Source organism: Streptomyces sp. NPDC058663, from assembly GCF_042716745.1.
Lineage (GTDB): Bacteria > Actinomycetota > Actinomycetes > Streptomycetales > Streptomycetaceae > Streptomyces.
Map to the genome: position 1 here is coordinate 99,124 of NZ_JBHXRV010000014.1, position 21,946 is coordinate 121,069.

Annotated in this window: 22 protein-coding genes and 1 tRNA gene; 9 read left to right on the forward strand and 14 right to left on the reverse strand. The window is 71.6% G+C overall.

The genetic code is table 11. The features are described from left to right. Positions 1-15 precede the first annotated feature (15 nt). The 3 genes from ACFWVV_RS13035 to ACFWVV_RS13045 all read right to left on the reverse strand — a co-directional run bounded on the left by ACFWVV_RS13035 (position 16) and on the right by ACFWVV_RS13045 (position 2,533). The gene (locus ACFWVV_RS13035; RefSeq protein ID WP_384356203.1) at positions 16-234 is read right to left on the reverse strand and encodes a zinc ribbon domain-containing protein; all 219 of its coding nucleotides are present in this window, start codon (positions 232-234) and stop codon (positions 16-18) included. Positions 235-256: 22 nt separating this feature from the next. Then, the gene (locus tag ACFWVV_RS13040; protein ID WP_384356201.1) at positions 257-1,618 is read right to left on the reverse strand and encodes a hypothetical protein; all 1,362 of its coding nucleotides are present in this window, start codon (positions 1,616-1,618) and stop codon (positions 257-259) included. A gap of 144 nt (positions 1,619-1,762) precedes the next feature. Next, entirely contained in the window at positions 1,763-2,533 is a 771-nt protein-coding gene (locus ACFWVV_RS13045; protein WP_384356199.1) for a DUF4097 family beta strand repeat-containing protein, read from the reverse strand. Between the two features lie 262 nt (positions 2,534-2,795). Between ACFWVV_RS13045 and ACFWVV_RS13050 the strand changes: the two genes are divergently transcribed. After that, a tRNA-Val gene (locus tag ACFWVV_RS13050) sits at positions 2,796-2,867 on the forward strand. A gap of 232 nt (positions 2,868-3,099) precedes the next feature. After that, a complete protein-coding gene (locus tag ACFWVV_RS13055) occupies positions 3,100-3,321 on the forward strand; it encodes a DUF2277 domain-containing protein (protein ID WP_384356197.1) in 222 nt (73 codons plus the stop codon). On the opposite strand, the gene ACFWVV_RS13060 is transcribed toward ACFWVV_RS13055, so the two are convergent. From ACFWVV_RS13060 to ACFWVV_RS13075, 4 genes are all read right to left on the reverse strand, one after another. Further along, on the reverse strand, positions 3,243-3,911 hold the full coding sequence (locus tag ACFWVV_RS13060) for a DedA family protein (RefSeq protein ID WP_384356195.1): 669 nt from the start codon (positions 3,909-3,911) through the stop codon (positions 3,243-3,245). The genes ACFWVV_RS13055 and ACFWVV_RS13060 overlap by 79 nt on opposite strands. A 458-nt stretch (positions 3,912-4,369) precedes the next feature. Continuing rightward, complete coding sequence (locus tag ACFWVV_RS13065) at positions 4,370-4,852, reverse strand: DoxX family protein (RefSeq protein ID WP_384356193.1); 483 nt, start codon at positions 4,850-4,852, stop codon at positions 4,370-4,372. A gap of 194 nt (positions 4,853-5,046) precedes the next feature. Next, on the reverse strand, positions 5,047-6,723 hold the full coding sequence (locus ACFWVV_RS13070; protein WP_384356191.1) for an alkaline phosphatase D family protein: 1,677 nt from the start codon (positions 6,721-6,723) through the stop codon (positions 5,047-5,049). 144 nt (positions 6,724-6,867) lie between these two features. Beyond that, positions 6,868-7,536: an HNH endonuclease family protein gene (locus tag ACFWVV_RS13075; RefSeq protein ID WP_384356189.1), complete on the reverse strand. Its 669-nt coding sequence runs from the start codon at positions 7,534-7,536 to the stop codon at positions 6,868-6,870. A 695-nt stretch (positions 7,537-8,231) separates the two neighbouring features. Between ACFWVV_RS13075 and ACFWVV_RS13080 the strand changes: the two genes are divergently transcribed. Then, positions 8,232-8,813 (forward strand): TMEM165/GDT1 family protein, encoded by a 582-nt coding sequence (locus ACFWVV_RS13080; RefSeq protein WP_384356187.1) that lies wholly within the window; start codon positions 8,232-8,234, stop codon positions 8,811-8,813. A 105-nt stretch (positions 8,814-8,918) separates the two neighbouring features. Here ACFWVV_RS13080 and ACFWVV_RS13085 read toward each other — a convergent pair whose 3' ends face one another. The 3 genes from ACFWVV_RS13085 to ACFWVV_RS13095 form a co-directional block, all read right to left on the reverse strand. Further along, positions 8,919-9,599 carry an HAD-IA family hydrolase gene (locus ACFWVV_RS13085; protein WP_384356185.1) on the reverse strand — a complete coding sequence of 227 codons (681 nt, stop codon included), beginning with the start codon at positions 9,597-9,599 and terminating at the stop codon, positions 8,919-8,921. 203 nt (positions 9,600-9,802) lie between these two features. Beyond that, entirely contained in the window at positions 9,803-10,816 is a 1,014-nt protein-coding gene (locus ACFWVV_RS13090; RefSeq protein WP_384356183.1) for a peptidoglycan-binding protein, read from the reverse strand. A 149-nt stretch (positions 10,817-10,965) separates the two neighbouring features. Then, positions 10,966-11,451 carry a GNAT family N-acetyltransferase gene (locus ACFWVV_RS13095; protein WP_384356181.1) on the reverse strand — a complete coding sequence of 162 codons (486 nt, stop codon included), beginning with the start codon at positions 11,449-11,451 and terminating at the stop codon, positions 10,966-10,968. A 142-nt stretch (positions 11,452-11,593) separates the two neighbouring features. Here ACFWVV_RS13095 and ACFWVV_RS13100 point away from each other — a divergent pair, with 142 nt between their 5' ends. After that, complete coding sequence (locus tag ACFWVV_RS13100; RefSeq protein ID WP_384356179.1) at positions 11,594-12,241, forward strand: hypothetical protein; 648 nt, start codon at positions 11,594-11,596, stop codon at positions 12,239-12,241. A gap of 1 nt (position 12,242) precedes the next feature. Beyond that, the gene (locus tag ACFWVV_RS13105; protein ID WP_384356177.1) at positions 12,243-13,055 is read left to right on the forward strand and encodes a hypothetical protein; all 813 of its coding nucleotides are present in this window, start codon (positions 12,243-12,245) and stop codon (positions 13,053-13,055) included. A gap of 219 nt (positions 13,056-13,274) precedes the next feature. On the opposite strand, the gene ACFWVV_RS13110 is transcribed toward ACFWVV_RS13105, so the two are convergent. Further along, positions 13,275-13,610, reverse strand: a complete 336-nt coding sequence (locus tag ACFWVV_RS13110) for an antibiotic biosynthesis monooxygenase family protein (protein ID WP_384356175.1) — start codon at positions 13,608-13,610, stop codon at positions 13,275-13,277. Between the two features lie 119 nt (positions 13,611-13,729). On the opposite strand from ACFWVV_RS13110, the gene ACFWVV_RS13115 reads away from it, so the two are divergent. Beyond that, positions 13,730-14,935, forward strand: coding sequence for a serpin family protein (locus tag ACFWVV_RS13115; protein WP_384356173.1), 1,206 nt, complete (start codon positions 13,730-13,732; stop codon positions 14,933-14,935). A 40-nt stretch (positions 14,936-14,975) separates the two neighbouring features. Continuing rightward, positions 14,976-15,233: a DUF2087 domain-containing protein gene (locus ACFWVV_RS13120; RefSeq protein ID WP_384356171.1), complete on the forward strand. Its 258-nt coding sequence runs from the start codon at positions 14,976-14,978 to the stop codon at positions 15,231-15,233. 80 nt (positions 15,234-15,313) lie between these two features. Here the strand turns inward: ACFWVV_RS13120 and proP are convergent, their stop codons facing one another. Together proP and ACFWVV_RS13130 are read right to left on the reverse strand one after the other, a co-directional pair. Further along, positions 15,314-16,756, reverse strand: coding sequence for a glycine betaine/L-proline transporter ProP (gene proP, locus ACFWVV_RS13125; RefSeq protein WP_384356169.1), 1,443 nt, complete (start codon positions 16,754-16,756; stop codon positions 15,314-15,316). Positions 16,757-17,059: 303 nt separating this feature from the next. Then, positions 17,060-18,307 carry a cytochrome P450 gene (locus ACFWVV_RS13130; RefSeq protein WP_384356167.1) on the reverse strand — a complete coding sequence of 416 codons (1,248 nt, stop codon included), beginning with the start codon at positions 18,305-18,307 and terminating at the stop codon, positions 17,060-17,062. A gap of 228 nt (positions 18,308-18,535) precedes the next feature. Here ACFWVV_RS13130 and ACFWVV_RS13135 point away from each other — a divergent pair, with 228 nt between their 5' ends. After that, the gene (locus ACFWVV_RS13135; RefSeq protein WP_384356165.1) at positions 18,536-19,705 is read left to right on the forward strand and encodes a steroid 3-ketoacyl-CoA thiolase; all 1,170 of its coding nucleotides are present in this window, start codon (positions 18,536-18,538) and stop codon (positions 19,703-19,705) included. Between the two features lie 111 nt (positions 19,706-19,816). Further along, positions 19,817-21,265 (forward strand): alpha/beta hydrolase family protein, encoded by a 1,449-nt coding sequence (locus ACFWVV_RS13140; protein ID WP_384356163.1) that lies wholly within the window; start codon positions 19,817-19,819, stop codon positions 21,263-21,265. Positions 21,266-21,282: 17 nt separating this feature from the next. Here ACFWVV_RS13140 and ACFWVV_RS13145 read toward each other — a convergent pair whose 3' ends face one another. Then, complete coding sequence (locus ACFWVV_RS13145) at positions 21,283-21,690, reverse strand: transglycosylase SLT domain-containing protein (protein WP_384356161.1); 408 nt, start codon at positions 21,688-21,690, stop codon at positions 21,283-21,285. Between the last annotated feature and the right edge of the window lie 256 nt (positions 21,691-21,946).

Sequence of the window (21,946 nt, forward strand, 5' to 3'; positions counted from 1 at the left end):
CCCCGGCGAGGGCGGCTATCCGCAGCAACCGCCACCGCAGCAGCCCCCACCGCCTCCGCCCGCAGGAGCCGCGGCCGAGGAGGCGGCGCTGCCGCCCACGGCCACCGCGGACAGCAGCTTGACCGTGTCCTCGTGGCCGTCCGGGCAGACGGCGGGTGCGCCGGAATCCGCCATGGGGCGGGTCAGTTCGAAGGTGGAGTCGCAGGGCCGGCAGCGGTATTCGTAACGGGGCATGGCACCAGATTAGGCGGTGCCGCTACGCTCCCGCGCCCCGCTCCTCCCGGATCTCCGAGACGACCCGGGCCACCGTGCGGCGCACCGCCTCCGTCTCCGTGAGGAAGTGCCAGTAGTCCGGGTGGCGGCCCTCCAGGGCGGCGATCGCCCGCTCCAGCCGGGCCACCGCGTCGTCCAGCGGACGGGCGTGGCGCGGATCGGGCGTACTGCGGCCCGCCATGGCCAGGCGCTGCGCGTCACGGATGGCGAAGCGGGTGCGCTGGATCTCCTGCTCCGGGTCCTTGGCCACGGCGTTGAGGCGCTGCAGGCGGTCGCCCGCGGCGGAGACCGCCTCGTCCGTGCCGTTCAGCAGCGCGCGTACCGTGCTCAGCAGGGAGGTCGCGTCCGGCCAGCGCTGTTCGTCGCGCGCCTTCGACGCCTCCTTGAGACGCTGCTCGGCCAGCGCCACGTTCTCCCTGGCCTGCGCCGGAACCTGCTGGAGGTCCTGCCAGCACGCGACGGTGAAGCGCCGCCGCAGCTCACTCAGCACCGGGTCGACCTTGCCCGCCCTGGTGGTCAGGGCCTGTGCGCGGGTGCGCAGCGACACCAGCCGTTTGTCGATCTCGGCAGCCCGTTCCGGCAGCCGTGCCGCCTCGGCCCGTACAGCCTCGGCGTCACGCTGCACGTGCTCGGCCCGGGCCAGCGTCTCGGGCACCCCGTGCTGTCCGGCGCCCTGGTTCAGCCTGGTCAGCTCGGGGCCCAGGGCCGCGAGCCGGGCCGCGAGGTCGTCCGCCCGCAGCCCTGCCGCCCGCACCGCGTCCAACGCGTTGCTCGCGGCAAGCAGCGACTGCCGGGCCCGCTCCACCGCCGGGGCCAGCCGGGCGAGCTGTGTCTCCGCCTTGTCCAGCAGCGGCCCCAGCCCCTGCTGGAAGCGGTCCAGCTCGCCCTTGACACGGACCAGCTCGTCCGTGGCCTTCCCGAGCTCGGTCCTGGCCCGTGCGGCCTCTCCCGCGTCGAGATCGTCGCGGTCCAGGTCATGGGCGTCGACGGCCGTGATGTACGTATGACTGACTTCGTCGATGCGCTGCCCCAGCGAGGCGAACTGCTGAGCCGTGCGCAGGGCCCCCGGGGAACTGTCCACCGCGGTGATCGTCTCGATCGAGATCCGCAGATCCCGCTGCGCGGTGTCCAGCTCGTAGAACGCGGCCGCCGCGGCGTCCTTGGCCGCCTGTGCGTCGGCCCGGGCGCTTTCGTTGCGGCCGCCGAACCAGCGGCGGGTGCCGCCGCCCGCGAAGGAGAGCGGCAGCGCGGCGGCGGCAACCATGAGCAGCGGGATCGGCAGGAGCGCCGACGCCAGCAGCTCGCGGAAGGCGCCCCGGCCCGCTCGGGGCCCGGCTGCGGGCACGGGGACCGGTTCCGGACGGCGTGGAGCCAGACGGCTTACTCGCTGCGTGTGCTGCGCGTGTGTCGCCGCCACATCCCTCTCCCGTGCCGTGTCCGTCCCGCCTGGTTCATTCTCCCACCAGGTAAGGACGAACACACGGCCCGGTTAGTTCGCGCTTTGGAGGGTGACTTCGCCGTTGTCGGTCCTGGCCTTCACCAGATGGGTGCTGGCGTCGGACTTCGGCACGTCCACCGTCACCTTGCCGTTGTCGGTGCGGGTCTCGACCTTGTACTGCGACTTCGGCAGGGTGAGCCGGATGGCTCCGTTGTTGCTCTGCCCGTCCACCAGGTCGGGCACGGCGCTGAAGGCCAGCTCGATCTTGCCGTTGTCGGACTTCGCGGTCACCGACTTCGTGGCGATCCCCTGGCCCTTGATCGCACCGTTGTCGCTCTCCAGGTCCAGCTTGCCCCGCACGTCCCTGAGGTTGATGGCGCCGTTGTCGGACGTCACCTTGAGGTCGGTGTCGAATCCCGTGGCGTGCACGCTGCCGTTGTCGTTCTCGATCGTCACGGCGACGCCGCGCGGCACCTTCAGTGTGTGCCGGCCCTGGCAGTCCGAGGCCAGGCCGTCGCATTCCACCTGGAGCTTGAGGGTGTTCCCGGTCAGCTCCCACACCGCGTGGGGGCCGCCCCCGAGGAACACCCAGCCGTCCACCTGCCGCTCCACCTCGATGTCCTTGACGTCGGCAGGCACCAGTTCCAGCCGGGAGTTGTCGCCCCTGACCGTCAGCGTTTTCCCGCTGAAGGCGAAGGACTTCTTCTCCACGGGGGCCTCGGAGGCGTCCGTACCGCCGCACCCGGCGACCGTGAGCGCGAGGAGCGCGGCCCCACCTGCGGCGAGGAGGGTGCGGGTGGTGGTGGGTTTCCGGACTGCCATGACGATTCCCCCTGCTGCGTACGGTCGGTGTGCCACCACTTTAGAAATCCGGGAGGGGCCGGTCGATCCGGCCGGCCACCGGCCCGGGGGTGGGGGTAACCCCCGGCCGCTCGTCCCGCCGGACCGCCCCGTCCGCACCTTCTGGAGGACCGCGCGGCTCCTCCCGCTCCGCCTCCCGCTCCGCCCCCGTCCTGACCAGCCCGTCCCCGGGATCGGTGTGTGGAGCACGCCCTGTCGCCATGTACGCTGTTGCCTCATGCCCGGGCGCGTAGCTCAGGGGTAGAGCGCCGCCCTTACAAGGCGGATGTCGGCGGTTCGAAACCGTCCGCGCCCACCGGATGCCGAAGGCCCCCGACCTGATCAGGTCGGGGGCCTTCGCGTGCGCCGGTGCCGGTCTGCGGCCCCGCAGCAGGCCGGGAGCGTGCCGGACTCCCGGCCATGATCCTCGGCCAAGCACTCGTAGATGCCGCCGCTGACCTGGTGGGCCGGCGCCGGCTGCCGGGGGAGAGGGCGGTGTGTGTGCCGTGCGGGGGCCGTTGTCAGTGGGGCTCGCTACCGTTGTCCGTATGTGCCGCAGCATCAAGACGCTTCGTCCGCCCGCCATCCCCGAAGAGGCCACCGGGGAGGAGATCGCCGCCGCCGCGTTGCAGTACGTACGGAAGATCTCCGGTTTCCGCGCGCCCGCCGCGCACAACAGGGAGGTCTTCGATCAGGCCGTGGGGGAGGTGGCCGAGGCGACCGCCAAGCTGTTGGCGGGGCTGGAAGTACGGGGCCGGCGCACCACGTAGGCCGCCAGCGCCCCCGCGACGAACAGGGCCAGCACCGACAGGCCGGTGCTCAGCCAGCTCGCGCCCAGCCACTGACCGCCGAAATAGCCGAGCCCCACGCTGTAGACCGCCCATGCGACCCCCGCCAGCGCCGACCACGGGACGAATTCCTTCGCGGCGCGGTGGGCCGCGCCCGCGCCCAGGGAGACCACCGAGCGGCCTGCCGGTGCGAAGCGGGCGATGACGACGAGGATGCCGCCGCCCCGGCTGAGGGCGGTGCCGAGTCGTTCCTGCGCGGCGCTCAGCCGTCGGGAGCGGGCGATGGCCGCGTCCAGACGGGCGCCGCCGCGCCAGGCCAGCCGGTAGGCCGCCACATCGCCCAGGAGCGAGGCGGTGGCCGCGCACAGAGCCAGCAGGAGCAGGTCCGGGAGGTCCTGGGAGAAGGAATCGGGGACGTTTGCGTTGGTCGCTCCCGCGGCCGCCGCGGTGGACGCGGTGATCACCAGAACCCCGCTCGGCAGGATCGGCAGGAACACGTCCAGGACGATGGACACGCCGATCACCGCGTAGATCCAAGGGCCGCCGGTCAGCGACCCAAGACTCTCCAGCACTGCGGACTCCCCGGTTGGTCAGGAACAACGCCGCGACGTCGCATGGGGAGCGGCAGGGGCGGCTTAACAGCGTTCCACACTACGCCCGACGGGACGGCGGTGAGGCCCTGGGACGCCTGATGTCGGGGAGATCACGTCGCCGGGGGTGAAGGCTTTCGCGGGAGCCCGGCCGGAAACCCGGGCTGTCGCGCCGGTACGCCGTGGGTGTCCGGGCCGCCGAGCGGGAGCGGCCCGGACACCCACGGCACGCGGCCGGGCCGCCCGGATCGGCCGGCCCGGTTGCCCCGGATCGGCCGGCGGGCGGGTCGCTCCTGGGCAACCGGGCCGGGTTGCTCCGGACCGGACGGGCCGGGTTGCTTCTGAACGGACCGGCCGGGTTGCTCCGGACCGGACGGGCCGGGTTGCTTCTGAACGGACCGGCCGGGTCGCTCCGGACCGGACGGGCCCGGGCGCCCGGCTCAGGCGGCAGCGGTCGCCCGCTGCTCCTCGGGGCGTGTGCCGGCCTGGGTGCGGCGGCCCGCCAGCAGGCCGTCGAGCGAGGCCGCGCCGGGCCCGGTGAAGACCAGCAGCAGGAACGCCCAGCAGAACATCGCGGACGCCTCGCCGCCGTTCTCCATCGGCCACAGGGCCTCCGGCTGGTGCATGACGAAGTAGGCGTACGCCATCGAACCGGAGGCGATCAGCGCCGAGGTCCTGGTGAAGAGGCCGAGCGCCACCAGGACGCCGCCGACCAGCTGGATCACCGCCGCGTACCAGCCGGGCCAGGCCCCGACGGGAGCGGTCCCGCCGGTGCCGCCCACGCCGCCGAGCACACCGAAGAGGGTGGCGGCACCGTGGCACGCGAAGAGCAGGCCGGTCACGAAGCGGAACAGGCCGAGGGCGTACGGACTGGAACCCGTCAGCCGTGCGGCGAGGGACGGGGGCGAAGAGGGAGCGGTCATGAGCGGGGGACTCCTTCGGTCGGCCGGGGAGGGCCTCGCGGGCGGTGGGGACGTCGTGCGAACGCAGCCCGAAGGGGGACGGCGAGTACCCAGAGGTTAGGTATGCCTCACTGTGCTTGCAAGTTCAACTTTCTGCTCATGGCTGGTTTTCGCTCCCAAGTGGCTCTTCTCTTACGCCAGTTGCCTCCTTTGTGTCATTCGTGTGTCAGCTTTGTGGTCATCGCGGTCACCAAACGGGCAGGGCCGCTCTCCTGCTCTTCCCCGCGCACCCGCTGCGCTTGTTCCAGCCGCAGCTCGGCGGTGCGCCCGCGCATGGTCAGGGTCATCAGCTGGTTCCCGAACCAGGGGCCGCCGGTGCGCCGCCACCGCAGCACCGGGCGGCCGAGACGGCCGTGCCGGGCCAGCCGTCGCCCCAGGCGCCGGCCGGTCGCGCTCCAGCCGAACCGGAAGCCGAGCTTGATCGACGACGGGATGCCGTTGTGCACCGGTGAGCAGGTCAGCTGGAAGACCCGGGCGGTGTCGGGGGCCGCGTCCGGGGGCCAGTGGGTGGGTTCGGCGACGTACGCGTGGTGGACGTCCCCCGACAGCACGCACACCGTGGCCGGGGCGCCGGGTCCGCTGCCGGCCTCGGCGATCAGCCGGGCGAGCCGCTCGAAGGAGGCGGGGAACGCCGCCCAGTGCTCCAGGTCCGAGCGTCTGCGCAGGTCCTCGGCGATCCGGGCCCAGCGCCGGCCGCGGGCCCCCGAGGCCAGGGCCGCGTTCCACCCCTCGGCATCGTGTATCAGCGGCGGAAGCAGCCACGGCAGCGAGGTGCCGATCAGCAGGTGGTCGTACGGGCGCGAGTCGTCGAGCGCCTGGTCGGCCAGCCAGCGCGCTTCGCCCTCGTCGAGCATCGCCCGCGCGCCTTCCTCCAGTACCCGCGCCGCCCTGGTGTCCACCATCAGCAGCCGCACCGGGCCGAAGTCGCGCCGGTAGCTCCAGCGCACGCTTGCCGGGTCGAGATCCGCCCGGGCCGCGAACTTCCGCAGCACGTCCGTCCCGTCGCGCGCGTCGCGCACCGCTGCGTACAGCTCGTCGCCGTCCAGTTCGGCGGGGGAGAGGTTGCCCAGGTGCTGGTAGACCCAGTACGACATGAGCCCGCTGAGGATGCGCTCGCGCCACCAGGGGGTGGCCCGCATATCGGCCACCCAGGCCGCGCTGGTGTTCCAGTCGTCGATGACGTCGTGATCGTCGAAGATCATGCAGGTGGGCACGGTGGACAGCAGCCAGCGCACCTCGGGGTCCAGCCAGGACTCGTAGTAGAGGCGGGTGTACTCCTCGTAGTCCGCGACCTCCACGCCCGGCGGCTCGCGCAGGTCCCGGCGGGCGGCCAGCCAGCGGCGGGTGGCTTGGGAGATCTCGTCGGCGTACACCTGGTCGCCGAGCAGCAGGAGCACGTCCGGGCGCTCGCCGTCCGGGTCGCCGGCGATGCGCGCCGACAGGGTGTCCAGCGCGTCCGGCCCCGCCGGGTCCTTCTCTCCCTCGGCGGGCGCCGCCCATCTGCACGAACCGAAGGTGATCCGGGCCGTGCCGGAGTCCGGCAGCGGGGTGTTGATGGTGCTCGGAGGGAAGGCGGAGTTCTCCAGCGGCCACACCCTGCTGCCGCCGAGCCGCACCTCGTACGGCGTCGACGTGCCCGGGCGCAGGCCGGTCACCGGGATCAGGGCGTAGTGGTGGCCCGCCACCTGGAAGGTCTCGGCCGTCCCTCCGCCGCCGCCCTCGCAGACGACCTCCGCCGTGCAGGGCCGCTCCGTCTCCACCCACACGGTCGCGGCGTCGCCCGCGTCCCAGTCGACGTACCTCAGTACTGGTCCCAGGCGCAGCCCGGTCATGTGTCCTCCTCCGTCGTCCCCCGTGCGGGGCCAGCCCGTACGGTACGGAACGACGGAGGGGTACGGGTGAGTTCCTCACGTCAACTTGCCGTTGACCTTCGGTCCGGCGCCTTCACCGCCGTGCCGCGGTGGGGGACGCGGGGCTCAGCAGTTGTTGAGCACGCCGGTCAGGGCGGTCTTCTCCGCCTGGTCGACGGTCAGCTTCCAGTGGTGCTTCACGTGCACCCACATCCGGACGTACGTGCACGTGTAGGCGGTCCTGGGCGGCAGCCACTCCGCCGGGTCCTTGTCGCCCTTCTCCTGGTTCACGTTGTCGGTGACGGCGATCAGCTGCGGTCGCGTCAGGTCGTTGGCGAAGGACTGGCGGGCGGTGGTCGTCCAGTCCCTCGCGCCGGAGCGCCATGCCTCGGAGAGCGGCACCATGTGGTCGATGTCGACGTCGGAGGCGGCCGTCCAGGTGGCTCCGTCGAACTCGGAGAACCAGCTTCCGCGGACCGCGGCGCACGCGCTGTCCTGCTCGACGTTCTTCCCGTCCCGCTTCAGGACCACTTCGCGGGTGTTGCACGCGCCGGACTGCGTGCTCCAGTGCGGGAACTTCTCCCGGCTGTAGCCGTCGGAGCTGCCCTCGGCCCGCACGGTGAGCGCGGCGAGGTAGGTGCGGGCGGTGGCCGCGTCGACAGGCGGGGGCGGCGCCGCTACGGAGGTGGGGGCGGTGGCGAGGAGGCCGGTGACCGCGAGGACGGCTGCGCCGCCCGCGACCGAGGCGCGACGCGCGTAGAACTTCGCAGAACGGGTGGAGGCATGGCGTGACATGTGAACTCCCGTGACGTGGGGGGAAGTTGAGCCACGCGTCCCGTCAACTCCCGCGCAGCCCGGCCATCGTGGCGACGCCGGGTTTCCGGGAGGCGTGCGCCAGGTAACAGGGTGGCGACATGGGCACGTCATATCAAGGCATTCACCGGATCCGACGATCCGACACCGGGCGGACACGCAGAAGGGGTTGGGGGGACTGCCGATCGTGGGTGCTCGCGCGCTGCCGCCGCGTCACTGTCCCCCTCAAGGGCCGTGCGCTCGTCGCGGCGGTGCTGGGCGGGCGGCGTTCGCTGGGCGCGTCGCGGGTGCGGTACGGCGCGGTGGAGGAGGGGGCTCGCGGTGGGGCCCGGTCGGGGACCGCCGTGCCGAAGACACTGCTACCGGGGTCGGGACCGGACCGGGCCCGGACCCCGGGTCTCACCGTGCCGCACCGGGCCGGAGCGGGGGATGGTCACGCAGGCGGCGCCGTCCCGTACCCTTGTACGAGCAGAAGGGGAGTAGCTCTTCGCCGGATCGTCGACATACTGCTGAGTTCGCTCAGCCGGCGCCCGGAGGCCCACGGTCCGCCGTGTCGGCCAGCGAGACCTTCGGCCGCAGTGTTTGTTGTGTGTTGACGACGCTGCCGTGCCGAAGCGACCCCGGAAACAGGCAGGTCTCTCGGTACGGGCAGCCCGACCGATAGAGGAAGCCCTTCCATGATCAGCTTTACCGTCATGGCCATTACCTTCGGGACCGTGTTCCTGGCCGAACTTCCGGACAAGACGGCCCTCGCCGGCCTGATGCTCGGCACCCGCTACCGCGCGAGCTACGTCTTCGCGGGTGTCGCCGCGGCCTTCCTGGTCCATGTCTGCATCGCCATCGCGGCGGGCAGTGTGCTCACCCTGCTGCCGCAGTGGATCGTGCAGACGGTCGTGGGCGTGCTGTTCCTGGTGGGAGCCCTGGTGCTCCTGTTCAAGAAGGACGACGACGACGAGGAGATCAAGGCGCCGAAGGACCAGTCCTTCTGGAAGGTGTCCGGCGCCGGCTTCATGCTCATCCTGGTCGCCGAGTTCGGCGACATCACGCAGATCATGACGGCGACCCTGGCCGCCCGCTACGACAACCCCGTCTCCGTCGGCATCGGCGCCGTCCTCGCGCTGTGGGCCGTCGCGGGCCTGGGCATCGTCGGCGGCCAGGCCCTGATGAAGCGGGTGCCGCTGCGGCTGATCACCAGGGTGGCTGCCTGCCTGATGCTCGCGCTGGCGGCGTTCAGCCTGTACGAGGCCGTCGCGGGCTGACCGGGCCCGCGCCCGTACGCGGGCATGGGGACGCGTACGCGAAGAGGGGCGGCCCGCAGCACTCGCTGCGGGCCGCCCCTCTTCGATGTCGGGCCGGGAGGGGGGTCAGACGGTGAGGTGCAGGGCCGTCGAACCGTCCTCGGCGGTCACGACGCGGACCTGGGTGAGGTCGCCGACCAGCGCCGTCGGGTCGTGCTCGGCCGCACGCGGACCGATGCCGAGCACCCGCATCCCGGCCGCCCTGCCCGCCGCGATGCCCGCTCCGGAGTCCTCCAGGACGATGCAGTCCGCGGCGTCGAAGCCCAGCTCGGCAGCACCCTTGAGGAAGCCCTCCGGGTCCGGCTTGCTCGCGGACACCAGCTCGGCGGTGACCCGCATCTGAGGCATCGGCAGCGCGGCGGCCGTCATCCGGGCCTGCGCCAGCTTCTCGTCGGCGGAGGTGACCAGGGCGTGCGGCAGATCCGCGAGCGCCGCCATGAACGCGGGCGCGCCCGGTATCGGGACCACTCCGTCGGTGTCGGCGGTCTCCTTGGCGAGCATCACGCGGTTGTCGGCGTGGTTCTGCTCCATCGGGCGGTCCGGGAGGAGCACCGCCATGGTCGCGTAGCCCTGGCGGCCGTGGACCACCTTGAGTGCCTCCACAGGGTCCAGGCCGTGCTCGACGGCCCACTCCCGCCAGCAGCGTTCGACCACCGCGTCGGAGTTGACGAGGGTGCCGTCCATGTCGAGCAGGAGTGCCTTGAACGGCAGGACTACGGGGGTGGCGGGGGTGGCGGCGGCCGGCATGCGGACTCCAGGGCGCTGGGAGAGGGCGCGGGAAGGGAAGCGGGTCTAGGGCGCGGGAGGAAAGGCTGATCGAGGGCGCGGGAAAGAAACAAGCGGTTCCGTCCACCGGTCAGGGTATGCGGACGGAACCACTTTGTTCTTGCACGATACAAAACAAGTGGGGGTTCGCGCCACCCCGCCCCGGCAGGCCGCGCGGCGCGTGTCTACGGCTCCCTGGTCCTGGCCTCCAGAGCGGCACGGGTGGCCGGCCCGTACACGCCCTCGGGGTCGTCCTCGATGTCCGTGTACGACTGGAACCGGGCCACCGCGTCGGCCACCCGGGAGGTGTACCTGCCGTGCGCCGGGCCGCTGTACAGCCATTCCTGGGACAGCCGTTCCTGCAATTCCACCACCTCGGGTCCGCTGGAGCCCTGCGCGAGGGAGGCAGCGGGTGCGGTCGCCGCGGGCGGGGGCGGCGCGGGGGCCGTCGGTGGGGGCGCCGCGGTGGTGGCGGGGGGCGCCGGGGGCTTCGAGGACGCCGTGGCCGGCGGCCGGGTCGGGGTCGCGGTGGGGGAGGCCCTGACCGGTGTCGGCCGGGTGGTGCGCGAGACGGTCGCGGAGGGCGCGGCCGAGGACGACGTGGGGGAGGGTGCGCTCGCGGAGGCCGGCTCGGTGATCAGGGTGGGGGTGGACGTACTGACCGCCGGGAGGGCGAGGGGCTCCTCGGAGCCGCCGTCGAAGGCCCCGGAGGCGAAGGCGGCTCCGGCCGCCACCACGGCCACCGCGGCCGCGGCCGCGAAGAGCACGGTGCGCGAACGGCGGGGTGCGGGCGCGTCGGCGTACGCCACCGGGGCACCGCCGGGGCCGTCGGCGAAGGTGTCGCCACCGGGGCGCGCGCCGTACGGGGGCGCCGCGTGGACCGGCCGCAGGGGCATGGTCCGCGCCGCCGGGTGGGTGTTGTCGTCGTACGGGGTTTCCGTGCTCCCGGGGCCCTGCTCGTGAAAGCCCTGCGGGGCCGCGCCGGGCCCCTCGTCCTGCGGGCCGGCCAGATGCACGTACGGACGGATGCGGAGGGGGTTGAAGTCCTCCGCGTCCGCCAGCTCCGCCGTGCGGTCCGCATGGTGCGCCTCCGCCGCGTGGCGTGCGCAGTCACAGGCAGGTGCGCCCGGGCCGGGTCTGTTTCCGTCCGGTGCTGCCCGTTCCGTACCGCATTGCGGACATGGGTGTCCGTTTTCCATGGGGTCCCCTCCCTTGAGCTGCCAGCGATTATGCAGACCCTCTGCCGGGGTCCCCACAGGGAGGGCAGTGCGGGCGGGCGCATATCCGTTCAGAACGGGAGGGACGAGGGCGGGACTTCGGCTTGCGGTGCGGCTTGCGGTGGGATCCCTCAGCTCGCAGTGAGATCCTTCGCGAACCAGTGCTCCGCGTACCGCTTCGCGTTGTGCGCGGGGACCTCGCGGTAGCCGTGCCTCGCGTACAGCGCGCGCGCCTCCACCAGGTCGTTGCGGGTGTCGAGCTGGATACGGCGGATGCCGTACGCGCGTGCCCTCTCCTCGATCGCCTGCAGGAGGAGCCCGCCACCGCCCGTACCGCGCGCTTCGGGTCGTACGAACACCCTTGTCAGCTCGGCGAGTCCGGGGCCCAGCACGACAAGCCCGGCACAGGCGGACGCCTTGCCCTCGTAGCGGCCGACGACGAACGCACCGGTCGGCGGTACCAGCAGGTCCGTGCCGTCGCCGGTGAGCCCCTCGTCGATCTCCCGCTCGGTGGCCGGCCGGTTCCAGTACCGGCTCGCGACCTCGTCGTAGTAGTCGCGGCGCAGGGTCGTCGCGTCGGGGGTGTCGGGCCGTTCGGCACCGATGATCCAGGTCATGGGCGTCTCTGTACCGGACGCGGCGACCGTTTGGCCAGCGGATTACGGGTCACCCGGTGGGGGAGAGGCCCTTGCGGGCCGGAGTTCTCCGCAGTGGCCGCACACGTCCCTGTAGCGGTTCCAAGTACCGGAAAGGCAGAGCATGTCCACAGTCCTGATCATTGTGTTGATCGTGGTGGTCGTGATCGCCGTCGCGGCGGCCGTCGTCTTCCTCGGTCCCGGCCGGGGCCGCGTGGGCGGCGGGAGCCTGAAGCGGCGGTTCGGCCCCGAGTACGAACGGGTGGTGGCCCGGCACGACGGCGACACCAAGGCCGCCGAGCACGAGCTCGCGGAGCGGGTGAAGCGGCACGGCGACTTCCAGCCGCGTGCGCTGGCGCCGGAGCGTCATGAGCAGTACGTCGCCCAGTGGGCCGGCGTACAGGAGCAGTTCGTCGACTCCCCGCAGAAGGCGGTCGCCGAGGCGGACCGGCTGCTGGCCCAGGTCGCCGCGGACCGTGGCTACCCGCAGAGCGAGGGCGAGCAGCTGGACGCCCTGTCCGTGCACCACGCCACGCACGTCGACGGCTTCCGCCGGGTGCGGAGCGCGGCCCGCGGCGAGGGCAGCACCGAGCAGATGCGGGAGGCGATCGTCGAGGCCAGGGCGCTCTTCGAGGAACTGGTCACCGATCGCGGTACGGGCCACGGGACGGCCGCCCACGAGGGCGGACACCACGGGGATCCGCGCGGGGACAAGCACGGTTCGCATCGGCCGCGCACGCTGGGGCGGCACGCCAAGGGGAGTGGAGTCTGAGATGAATGACAAGGCATCGTACGAAGGTCAGGGACAGGGCGCGGACGCCGGAGCGCACCAGGTGCCCACTCCCTCGGAGCGGGGCGCGGAAGCCGAGCCGGACGCGCTGCACGACCCGGTCAGGGCCGAACAGCAGGGCCGCACCGCACGTGACTTCGGGGTGAGCGGGGCGGGTGCCTCGGACGAGGTCGGCCCGCTGCGCCGGCCGCAGGGCGCCCAGGAACGGGGCGGCTCCGGCCTCCGGGCGGGCGACCCCCGGGCAGCCGGCGGGCCGGGCGGCAGGACCGACGCGGAGCTCTCGGAGCAGGAACGCGGCATAGGCCACGGACCGGGCGCCGCGGCCCGGCCGGGAACACAGCGGAGCGTCGGCGGCGAGGGCGGCATCGGCGACGACCGCGGCATGGGAGGCGAGCGCGGGATGAGCGGCGAGCGGAACACCGGCGGCGAGCAGCACCTGGGCGGTGAGCACGGAGCCGTGCGCGGAGCCGCTGCGGGTGGAGCCGGCCGGGCGGGGCACACCTCGGGAGCCGAACACACCGGCGGGACTCAGCTCCTGCCGCACGGCGAGCGCGACAAGCTGGGACTGCGCCTCCAGCAGGCCGTCAACCAGTTCGTGGACGAGCCGCGCCGCGCCGTCGAGGAAGCCGACCTCGTACTGGAGGAGGCCGTGCGGCACCTCACGGACACCCTGGCGGAACACCGCCGCACTCTCCGCGGCGGCTGGGAGCACCAGGACCGGGAGACGGAGACGGAGGACCTGCGGGTCGCGCTGCGCAAGTACCGCGAGGTGACGGAGCGGCTGCTCCAGCTGTAGCCCGTACCGGGTTTCTTCGCGGACCTCCTGCCGGGCCCCGGGCGACGGGGCCCGGCAGCCGTGTGTCCGGGAGACGTGTGTCCGGGAGGCGTGTGTCCGGCTGCCGTTTGTCGGGCAGGCGTGTGTCCGGTGGAAACGGTCGGACCGGTGGAACCGCCGGACCGGTGGAACCGCCGAACCGGTGCAATGCGGGGCCGGTGGACGCCGGCCCGGCAGGTGCTAGCCCGCCTTCGGGCCGGCCTGCTGGACCACCTCGAAGGACCACACCGTGGAGTCGGAGGCGGCGGGCCTGGGGCGCTCGCCGCCTTCCGCGCTGCCCGGACCCTGCTGGTGGGCGGCCTTCATCGGGCCCTCCATCCACGCCTTGAAGGACTCCTCGTCGCGCCAGCGCGTGTAGACGAGGTACTTGTCGGTCCCCTCGACCGGCCGCAGCAACTCGAACCACTCGAACCCGTCCGAGTTCTCCACGGCTCCGGCCCGCGAAGCGAACCGCTTCTCCAGAACCTTCCGCTGTTCGGCCGGCACGGTCAGTGCGTTGATCTTCACGATGCTCATGCCGTCCATCCTGCCGTACGTCACCGACAGCGGGCGGCGTCGGACCCGGAGCCCGGAGCGTTGTCAGTGGCGGCCGTTACTGTCGGTGGCTCCAGGGGCGTCGGGGTGGGGGGCAGCTCATGCGAGAGGTGCGCGAGGCGGTGGAGACGTCCGGCGGAGGCCGGACGGGGGCGGGGGAGATCCGGCGGTTCGCCGCACGGTGGTCGGCGCACGCGGACGCCCGGGGAGCGGAAGCGGGCGGTGACTTCGTCAGGTCACCGGCCGGGCTGTGGCTCGCGCTGGGAGTCGTCGCGGCCGGAGCGAGGGGCGAAACCGCCGAGGAGATACGGCAGTTGCTCGGAGTCGCCGAGGGCGACGCCGCCCGGGCAGTGGGCGCGGTGAGCCGCGCGCTGGCCGGGACCGACGCGCTGGGGCTGGCGACCTGCGTGTGGAGCAGGGTGCCGGTGTACCGGGAGTTCCAAGAGACACTGCCGGACGTGGCCGTGGGCCGGCTCGATCCGGCAGCGGTCGATGCCTGGGTGCGCGAGGCCACCGACGGCATGATCGAGCGGCTGCCGGTGCGGATCGGCGACGACACCCTCCTCGCGGTGGTCAACGCCCTTGCGCTGAAAGCCCGTTGGGAGGATCCCTTCCCGCGCCGCCGGACCGCGGACCGGGACTTCACCGATGCCGCCGGGACCCGTCACCGGGTGCCGACCATGCACAAGGGGGTGCCGCTCGCGGACATCTGGACGGTCGGCGCGACCCGGGTCGCCGAGCTGCGCTGCCGGTCCGGGCACAACGGGCCGACCGGGCACAACGGGCTGACCGGGCACGACGGGCCGCCCGGGTCCGACGGACCGGCCGCGCCCGGTCGGGGCGGCGGCCCGGCCAGGGTGCGGTTCCTGCTCGGCCCCGAAGGCGCGGGTCCCGCGGACGTACTGCCCGCCGGGTGGGCCCCGCCCGGGGAGCGGACGCCGCCGGCGGCGGACCGTGCGGAGATCGCGCTGCCGCGCCTGTCTCTCCGTACGACCGTCGAAGTGACCGGTGAGCTGCCCGGGTGGGGGATCCGCCGGGCCACCACCGGCCTCGCGGACTTCTCCGGGTTGTCCCCGGAGCCGCTGGCCCTCTCACGGGTGGTGCAGGAAGCGGTGCTCGAGATTGCGGAGGAGGGGGTGGAGGCGGCCGCCGTGAGTGTGGTGCCGATGGCCCCCGGAGCGGCGCCCCCGCCTCCCCGGCGCACGGAGACGCTTCGCTTCGCGCGCCCCTTCGGGATCGTCGTGCTGGACGAGGCGGGGGAAGTGCCGCTGTTTATTGCGTGGCAGGAGGAGGCGCCCTGCGGGTAGAACGGAGGCTCGTGTTCGGTGCGGACGGCAGGAGTTCCTGGTGGCGGGTCAAGGCGTAGAGGCGTTCTTCACGGAGGGGCGGCTCACCTCCGTACCGCGCAAACCGGCCCGCCGGGCGGAACTGCTCGCCCATCTGACCCGCACCCTCTTCGAGGACGGCCGCGCGTATACCGAGCGCGAGGTCAACGACGCGATCCGGACCGTCCACGAGGACACCCCCGCGCTGCGCCGCTACCTCGTCGAGGGCGGCTTCCTGGCCCGCACCAGGGACGGCAGCAGCTACCACCGCACCCACTGACCACACCAGGGAGCAGCTACCACCGCACCCACTGACCGCGGCACGGAGCCGTGCGGCGGGTCAGTGGGCGGAGGGCCGGGTCAGGCAGCGGCGCGCATCTCGCGGCGCAGCGCGTCGGCCTCCTCCTCGGTCTCGACCGAAGGCGGCGAACCCGGCAGCGGACGGCGGGCGCTCTCCGTCATGAAGAACACCGCGATGCCGCCGATGACGGCCGCGGCCATCATGTAGTACGCGGGCATCATCAGGTCGCCGGTCGCCCCGATCAGGGCGGTGACCACCAGCGGCGTCGTACCGCCGAAGAGCGACACGGAGATGTTGAAGCCGATGGACAGCGAGCCGTAGCGCACCTTCGTCGGGAACAGCGCGGGCAGCGTCGAGGGCATCGACGAGGTGAAGCAGACCAGCAGCAGCCCCAGCGCCGCCATGCCCAGGCCGATCGCGAACAGACTGCCCTGGCGGATCAGCAGCAGGGCGGGCACCGACAGCAGGAAGAACCCCGCGCACCCCGCGGCGATCACCGGACGGCGTCCGAAGCGGTCGCTGGCCCGGCCTGCGAACGGCTGGACGCACATCATCAGTGCCATCACGCACAGCACCACCAGCAGGCCGTGCGTGGCGTCGTACTTCAGCTGCTCGGTCAGGTACGTCGGCATGTACGACAGCAGCATGTAGTCGGTGACGTTGAAGACCAGCACCAGACCGACGCACAGGACCATGGCCCGCCACTGGCCGACCACCATTTCCTTGACGGAGATCTTCTTCTGCTCCTTCTGCTTGTCCCGGGACTCCTTCTCCAGTGCCGCGAAGGCCGGGGTCTCCTCCAGCCGGAGCCGCAGGTAGAGGCCGATGATGCCCATCGGGCCCGCGATCAGGAACGGAACGCGCCAGCCCCACGAGAGCAGGTCCTGCGGGCTGAGCAGTGCGGTCATCACGGTGACCAGGCCGGCTCCGCCGATGTAGCCGGCGAGCGTGCCGAACTCCAGCCAGCTGCCCAGGAACCCGCGCTTCTTGTCCGGGGCGTACTCGGCGATGAAGGTCGAGGCGCCGCCGTACTCCCCGCCGGTCGAGAAGCCCTGCACCAGACGGGCCGTGAACAGCAGGACCGGCGCCCAGATGCCGATGGCCGCGAACGACGGGATCAGGCCGATGGCGAAGGTGCCCGCAGCCATCATGATCATGGTGAGGGCGAGAACCTTCTGGCGTCCGATGCGGTCACCGAGCGGGCCGAATACCATGCCGCCGATCGGCCGGACCAGGAATGCCGCGGCGAACGCGCCGAACGTCGACAGCAACTGCGCGGTCGGGTTGCCGCTCGGGAAGAAGACCTTGCCGAGGGTCACCGCGATGTAGCTGTAGACGCCGAAGTCGAACCACTCCATGGCGTTGCCGAGGGCGGCGGCCTTCACCGCGCGCTTCACCATCGCCGGGTCGGTCACGGTGACGGGAGTGTCGGGGGAGGTGTCCGGGCCCTGGCTCTTCTCCGGTGGCGTGGGCCTGGGTGCGACGGGTGTGGACGCCGGCACGAGTTCTCTCGCCTGCACTTTCTGGTGTGGACGGCGGTCTCTGCCCAGGACGACTGCGGGGGCAAAGACAGGGGCCGTCCCGCATGACGGGACGACCCGGACCAGACCATAAGCATTTAGATGCTCTTTGCACACAGTGCGTCAGCGTTCACCGGGAAGTGAGAATGTGCCCTCTGACCTGGGCGAATGCCGGATCGCAGGAACGATTCCGACAAGCAACTATGTGATCCACATCGCATGAAACTGGCCCAAAGCGGAGCAACTCGGCCGTTACTTCCTGCCAACCGGGCGCGCCTACCCGGCTCAGCCCTTGCTGACACGCAGTTCCTTGATCCCGTTCAGCCAGGCCGAGCGCAGCCGCCGTGGCTCGCCGCTCAGCCGCAGGTCGGGCAGGGCGTCGGCGAGGGCGTTGAAGATCAGGTCGATCTCCAGGACGGCGAGGGACTTGCCCAGGCAGAAGTGCGGGCCGCCGCCGCCGAAGCCCAGGTGGGGGTTGGGGTCGCGGGTGATGTCGAACTTCTCCGGCTCGGTGAAGACCTCCGGGTCATGGTTGGCGGACGAGTAGAACATGCCCACCCGGTCACCCTTCCTGATCCGCTGCCCGCCCAGTTCCACGTCCTGGGTGGCGGTCCGCTGGAAGGACACCACGGGGGTGGCCCAGCGGACGATCTCCTCGGCGGCCGTGGAGGGCCGCTCGCGCTTGTAGCGCTCCCACTCCTCGGGGTGGGTGAGGAAGGCGTGCATGCCGTGACTGATGGCATTGCGCGTGGTCTCGTTTCCGGCCACCGCGAGGAGGATCACGAAGAAGCCGAACTCGTCCGAGCCGAGATTGCCCTCGTCCTCGGCCGCGACGAGCTGCGAGACGATGTCCTTGGCCGGGCACTCCTTGCGGGCCGCCGCCAGGTTCATCGCGTACGACACGATCTCCATGGCCGCCTCGGTGCCGGCCTCCTCGGTGATCGCGTACTCCGGGTCGTCGTACGCGGCCATCTTGTTGGACCAGTCGAAGATCTTGGTCCGGTCCTCCTGGGGCACACCGATCAGCTCGGCGATCGCCTGGAGGGGCAGCTCCACGGCGATGCGGGTGACGAAGTCGAAGCTGCCGTCGCCCTTCTCTGCCTCGGCGAGCGCCGCCTCGACGATCCGGTGGGCCCGGTCGCGCAGGGCGTCCTCCAGGGAGCGGATGGCCCGTGGGGTGAAGCCGCGCTGCACGATCTGGCGGACCCGGGTGTGCTCGGGCGGGTCCATGTTCAGCATGATCAGCTTCTGGGCCTCGATCTGGTCGCGGCTGATCGACTCGTTGAAGCGGATCACCGCGGTGTTGGTGTTCGAGGAGAACAGCTCCGGGTGCGTCGAGACGTACCTGACGTCCTCGTGCCTCGTCACTGCCCAGTAGCCCTCGTCCTGGAAGCCCGAGATCCCGGGGGTCTGCGCGCACCACCACACCGGGGCGGTCTGCCGCATCCGCGCGAACTCGGGCAGCGGGACGCCGGCTTGCAGGACGTCGGGGTCGGTGAAGTCGAAACCCTCGGGGAGTACGGGACAGGACATCGGCAACTCCAGATCGTCTCGCGCACACCGTGTCTGACGGCCCATGGGGACAGCCTCTGACGGCCCATCAGAAGTTGTCCGCAAGGTAGTAACGAGTTCTACAAGTGGCAAGACCCTTGCGCTGACGGGCCGTTCTTCACGAGACTGACCAAAGAACTAGAACGCGTACTACTTCTGGTGAGAACTCGGTATCTGGAACTCGGTATCTGGTGAGAAGAGGACGAGCTCATGGCCGCGGAACCCGTCATCGTCGAAGCCGTACGGACGCCCATCGGCAAACGGGGCGGGGCGCTCGCCAATCTCCATCCCGCCTATCTGCTCGGTGAGACCTACCGCGAGCTCCTCGGCCGCACCGGAATCCCGGCCGACTGCGTCGAGCAGATCGTCGGCGGTACGGTCACGCACGCCGGCGAGCAGTCGATGAACCCGGTCCGCAACGCGTGGCTCGCCATGGGACTGCCGTACGAGACGGCCGCGACCACCGTGGACTGCCAGTGCGGCTCCTCCCAGCAGGCGAACCACATGGTCGCGAACATGATCGCGGCCGGGGTCATCGACATCGGCATCGGCTGCGGGGTCGAGGCGATGAGCCGGGTGCCGCTCGGCAGCGGCTCCCGGCACGGGCCCGGAAAGCCCTTTCCCGACGAGTGGAACGTGGACCTGCCCAATCAGTTCGAGGCGGCGGAGCGGATCGCCAGGAACCGGGGGCTGACCCGGGAACGCGTCGACTCGCTGGGCCTGCTGTCCCAGGAACGGGCGGCGACCGCCTGGGCGGAGGAGCGCTTCAAGCGCGAGACCTTCGCCGTGCAGGTGCCGACGAACGAGGAGGAACAGGCGGCCGGACAGGGCATGTGGCGGCTTGTCGACCGCGACGAGGGGCTGCGCGACACCTCGATGGAGGCGCTGGCCGGACTGAAGCCGGTGATGCCGACCGCCGTGCACACCGCAGGCAACTCCTCGCAGATATCCGACGGCGCCTGCGCCCTGATGTGGGCGTCCAAGCGGATGGCGCGGGCCCTCAAACTCAAAGCGAGGGCGCGGATCGTCGCGCAGGCGCTGGTCGGCTCGGACCCGCACTTCCACCTGGACGGACCCGTCGACGCGACGCGTGCGGTGCTAGGCAAGGCGGGCATGTCGCTCAAGGACATCGACCTGGTGGAGATCAACGAGGCCTTCGCCTCGGTGGTGCTCAGCTGGGGTCAGGTCTTCGAGCAGGACATGGAGAAGGTCAATGTGAACGGCGGCGCCATCGCGCTCGGCCATCCGGTGGGGGCCACCGGGGCCCGGCTGATCACCACGGCCCTGCACGAACTGGAGCGCAGAGACAAGGAGTTCGCGCTGATCACGATGTGCGCGGGCGGGGCGCTGGCGACGGGGACGATCATTCAGCGGCTGTGAGGAATCGCCGGCGGGTGCGGTGGACCACAGGGGCGGGGGTGGTGTTGAGCGCACCCCAACAGTGCGGTCAGCCTCATGGTGTCCGACAAGGAGCGTCCTTACTGTCGAGATATGAATCAGACACACACCGTAACCACCGCGCTGGTCACCGTCGTTGCCCTCGCCGGGCTCGCGGCAGCCCCGGCCCTGGCGGCCACGGCCCCCGACATCACGGCGCACACCGGCACGGCGCACACCGGCACGGCTCCCGCCTTCACGGCTCCCGCCTTCACGGCTCCCGCCTTCACGGCTCCCGCCTTCACGGCTCCCGCTTTCACGGCCCCCGCCACCACGGCAACCGCCGCTGCCCCGGCCGGTTCCCCACCGGCGGCGCTCAGACACGCGGGCAGACACGCGGGCCGGGGCGTGCTGCTCCGCGTCACTCCGCTCGGCGAGCTGGACCGGGGCGAGGTCGCCGCGCACGTAGCCAAGGGAGGTGTCGAGGCGGACCGGCGGCTGATGCGGTACGGGCTTGCCGCCTACCGGCTGACGTACCGGACGGTGACGCCGCAGGGCGCCCCGACCACGGCCACCGGACTCTTCGTCCTGCCCAGGGGAGTGCCCAGGGGTGAGGGCCGGCTGCCGATCGTCGCCGACCTCCACGGCACCATGATCCACCGCGACTACGCCCCGTCGGTGGGCGAAGACCTGGGCCGCCTCGCGCCGTACCTGTACGCCAGCACGGGCCGCTCGGTCGCGGCCCCCGACTACCTGGGGCTCGGCAAGGGGCCCGGTCCGCACCCTTACATGGACACCGCATCCGCGGTCACCGCCGCGGTCGACATGCTGCGCGCCTCCCACCAGGCGGCGAAGCGGCTCGGGAGCCCGCTGAGCGGTGACGTCTACGCCACCGGCTTCTCCCAGGGCGGCCAGGTCACCATGGCTCTCGGCCGCGAACTGGCACGGGGCGCGGGCAGCACCGGCGGTGACCGGCACTTCCGGCTGAAGGCGCTCGCCCCGGTCGCTGGACCGTACGACCTGGGCGGCACGGAGATACCGGCGCTGTTCGACGGCCGGGTCAACCCGATGAGCGGCCTCTTCTACACCTCGTACTTCCTCACCGCCCAGAACCGGATCCACCCTCTCTACAAGGACCCCGCCGAGGTCTTCCGCCGGCCCTACGCCCAGGTCGTCGAGCAGCTCTTCGACACCCAGCACACCGAGGAGGACGTCGCGAAGCACCTTCCCGGCTCGCTGAAGGAGCTCCTGACCCCCGCGTTCTACGAGAAGATGCTGCGTCCCAGTGGTGCACTCCTGAAGGCCATCGAAGCCAATGACGGCACCTGCGACTGGAAACCGAGGGTGCCGGTGCGGCTCTACACCTCGTCCGGCGACACCGATGTACCCGTCGGGAACACGCACGCCTGCGCCGCAGACCTGGCCGGCAACGGACTGAAGGCCCCGGTGGTCGACCAGGGATCGGTCGACCACTTCGGGGCCTTCAAGAAGTCCGCACCGCAGATAGCGCGGTGGTTCGTCGCTCTGGACCGCCAGGGTCCGGTGGCCGGCGGGGCTCAGTAGCCGGCAGAACTCAGGGCTTAGTACCAGTGGTTCTGCTGCCAGAAGCCCCACGCGCCGCACGCGCTGCCGTAGCGGTCGTTCATGTAGTCGAGACCCCACTTGATCTGGGTCTTCGGGTTTTCCTTCCAGTCCGCGCCGGCCGAGGACATCTTCGACGCGGGCAGGGCCTGGACCAGACCGTAGGCGCCGGAGGAGGAGTTGGTGGCGTGGTGGTTCCAGCCCGACTCCTTCGACACGATCTTGCTGAAGCACTGGAACTCGGAGGCGGGCATCATCTGCCGGGCCACGTCCTTGGCGGAGGTGGGGGCCGCCGCTGCCGGGGAGGACGTTCCGAGGACGGCACCCGCAGCACCCAGCAGGGCGGTGGCGCCGACGACGGCGGTCTTCTGGCGAGCGGTGAAACGGCTGATGAAAGCGAGCGACACGAAAGGGACCTAACGTCGGGAACGGGGATGCCGCACCCCTCGGCCTGAGGCCCGGGGAAGGGGTGCCACGGCGGAAAACTCAGCCGTCCGGCGCCCTGCGACTCCACCAATGAAGCAGCCGCGACGCGGCCCCGCAAACACCCCTCTTACTAGTGGAAGCGGTGGTGTGGGCAGTACGGCTCGACTTCGCCCCGAGGGGAATACCCCAGGCCGGACACGGCGCCAAGGGGGTGGGCACGGGGCCTCTGAGCTACTA

Coding starts and splice junctions, on each gene's coding strand:
- ACFWVV_RS13130 (WP_384356167.1), bottom strand. CDS start 18,307: ATGTCCTGTCCCGTACTCCCCGAGGGTTTCGACTTCACCGACCCCGAC.
- ACFWVV_RS13035 (WP_384356203.1), bottom strand. CDS start 234: ATGCCCCGTTACGAATACCGCTGCCGGCCCTGCGACTCCACCTTCGAA.
- ACFWVV_RS13090 (WP_384356183.1), bottom strand. CDS start 10,816: ATGGAAAACGGACACCCATGTCCGCAATGCGGTACGGAACGGGCAGCA.
- ACFWVV_RS13080 (WP_384356187.1), top strand. CDS start 8,232: ATGATCAGCTTTACCGTCATGGCCATTACCTTCGGGACCGTGTTCCTG.
- ACFWVV_RS13070 (WP_384356191.1), bottom strand. CDS start 6,723: ATGACCGGGCTGCGCCTGGGACCAGTACTGAGGTACGTCGACTGGGAC.
- ACFWVV_RS13140 (WP_384356163.1), top strand. CDS start 19,817: ATGAATCAGACACACACCGTAACCACCGCGCTGGTCACCGTCGTTGCC.
- ACFWVV_RS13055 (WP_384356197.1), top strand. CDS start 3,100: ATGTGCCGCAGCATCAAGACGCTTCGTCCGCCCGCCATCCCCGAAGAG.
- ACFWVV_RS13085 (WP_384356185.1), bottom strand. CDS start 9,599: ATGCCGGCCGCCGCCACCCCCGCCACCCCCGTAGTCCTGCCGTTCAAG.
- ACFWVV_RS13045 (WP_384356199.1), bottom strand. CDS start 2,533: ATGGCAGTCCGGAAACCCACCACCACCCGCACCCTCCTCGCCGCAGGT.
- ACFWVV_RS13110 (WP_384356175.1), bottom strand. CDS start 13,610: ATGAGCATCGTGAAGATCAACGCACTGACCGTGCCGGCCGAACAGCGG.
- ACFWVV_RS13135 (WP_384356165.1), top strand. CDS start 18,536: ATGGCCGCGGAACCCGTCATCGTCGAAGCCGTACGGACGCCCATCGGC.
- ACFWVV_RS13115 (WP_384356173.1), top strand. CDS start 13,730: ATGCGAGAGGTGCGCGAGGCGGTGGAGACGTCCGGCGGAGGCCGGACG.
- ACFWVV_RS13105 (WP_384356177.1), top strand. CDS start 12,243: ATGAATGACAAGGCATCGTACGAAGGTCAGGGACAGGGCGCGGACGCC.
- ACFWVV_RS13095 (WP_384356181.1), bottom strand. CDS start 11,451: ATGACCTGGATCATCGGTGCCGAACGGCCCGACACCCCCGACGCGACG.
- ACFWVV_RS13100 (WP_384356179.1), top strand. CDS start 11,594: ATGTCCACAGTCCTGATCATTGTGTTGATCGTGGTGGTCGTGATCGCC.
- ACFWVV_RS13065 (WP_384356193.1), bottom strand. CDS start 4,852: ATGACCGCTCCCTCTTCGCCCCCGTCCCTCGCCGCACGGCTGACGGGT.
- ACFWVV_RS13075 (WP_384356189.1), bottom strand. CDS start 7,536: ATGTCACGCCATGCCTCCACCCGTTCTGCGAAGTTCTACGCGCGTCGC.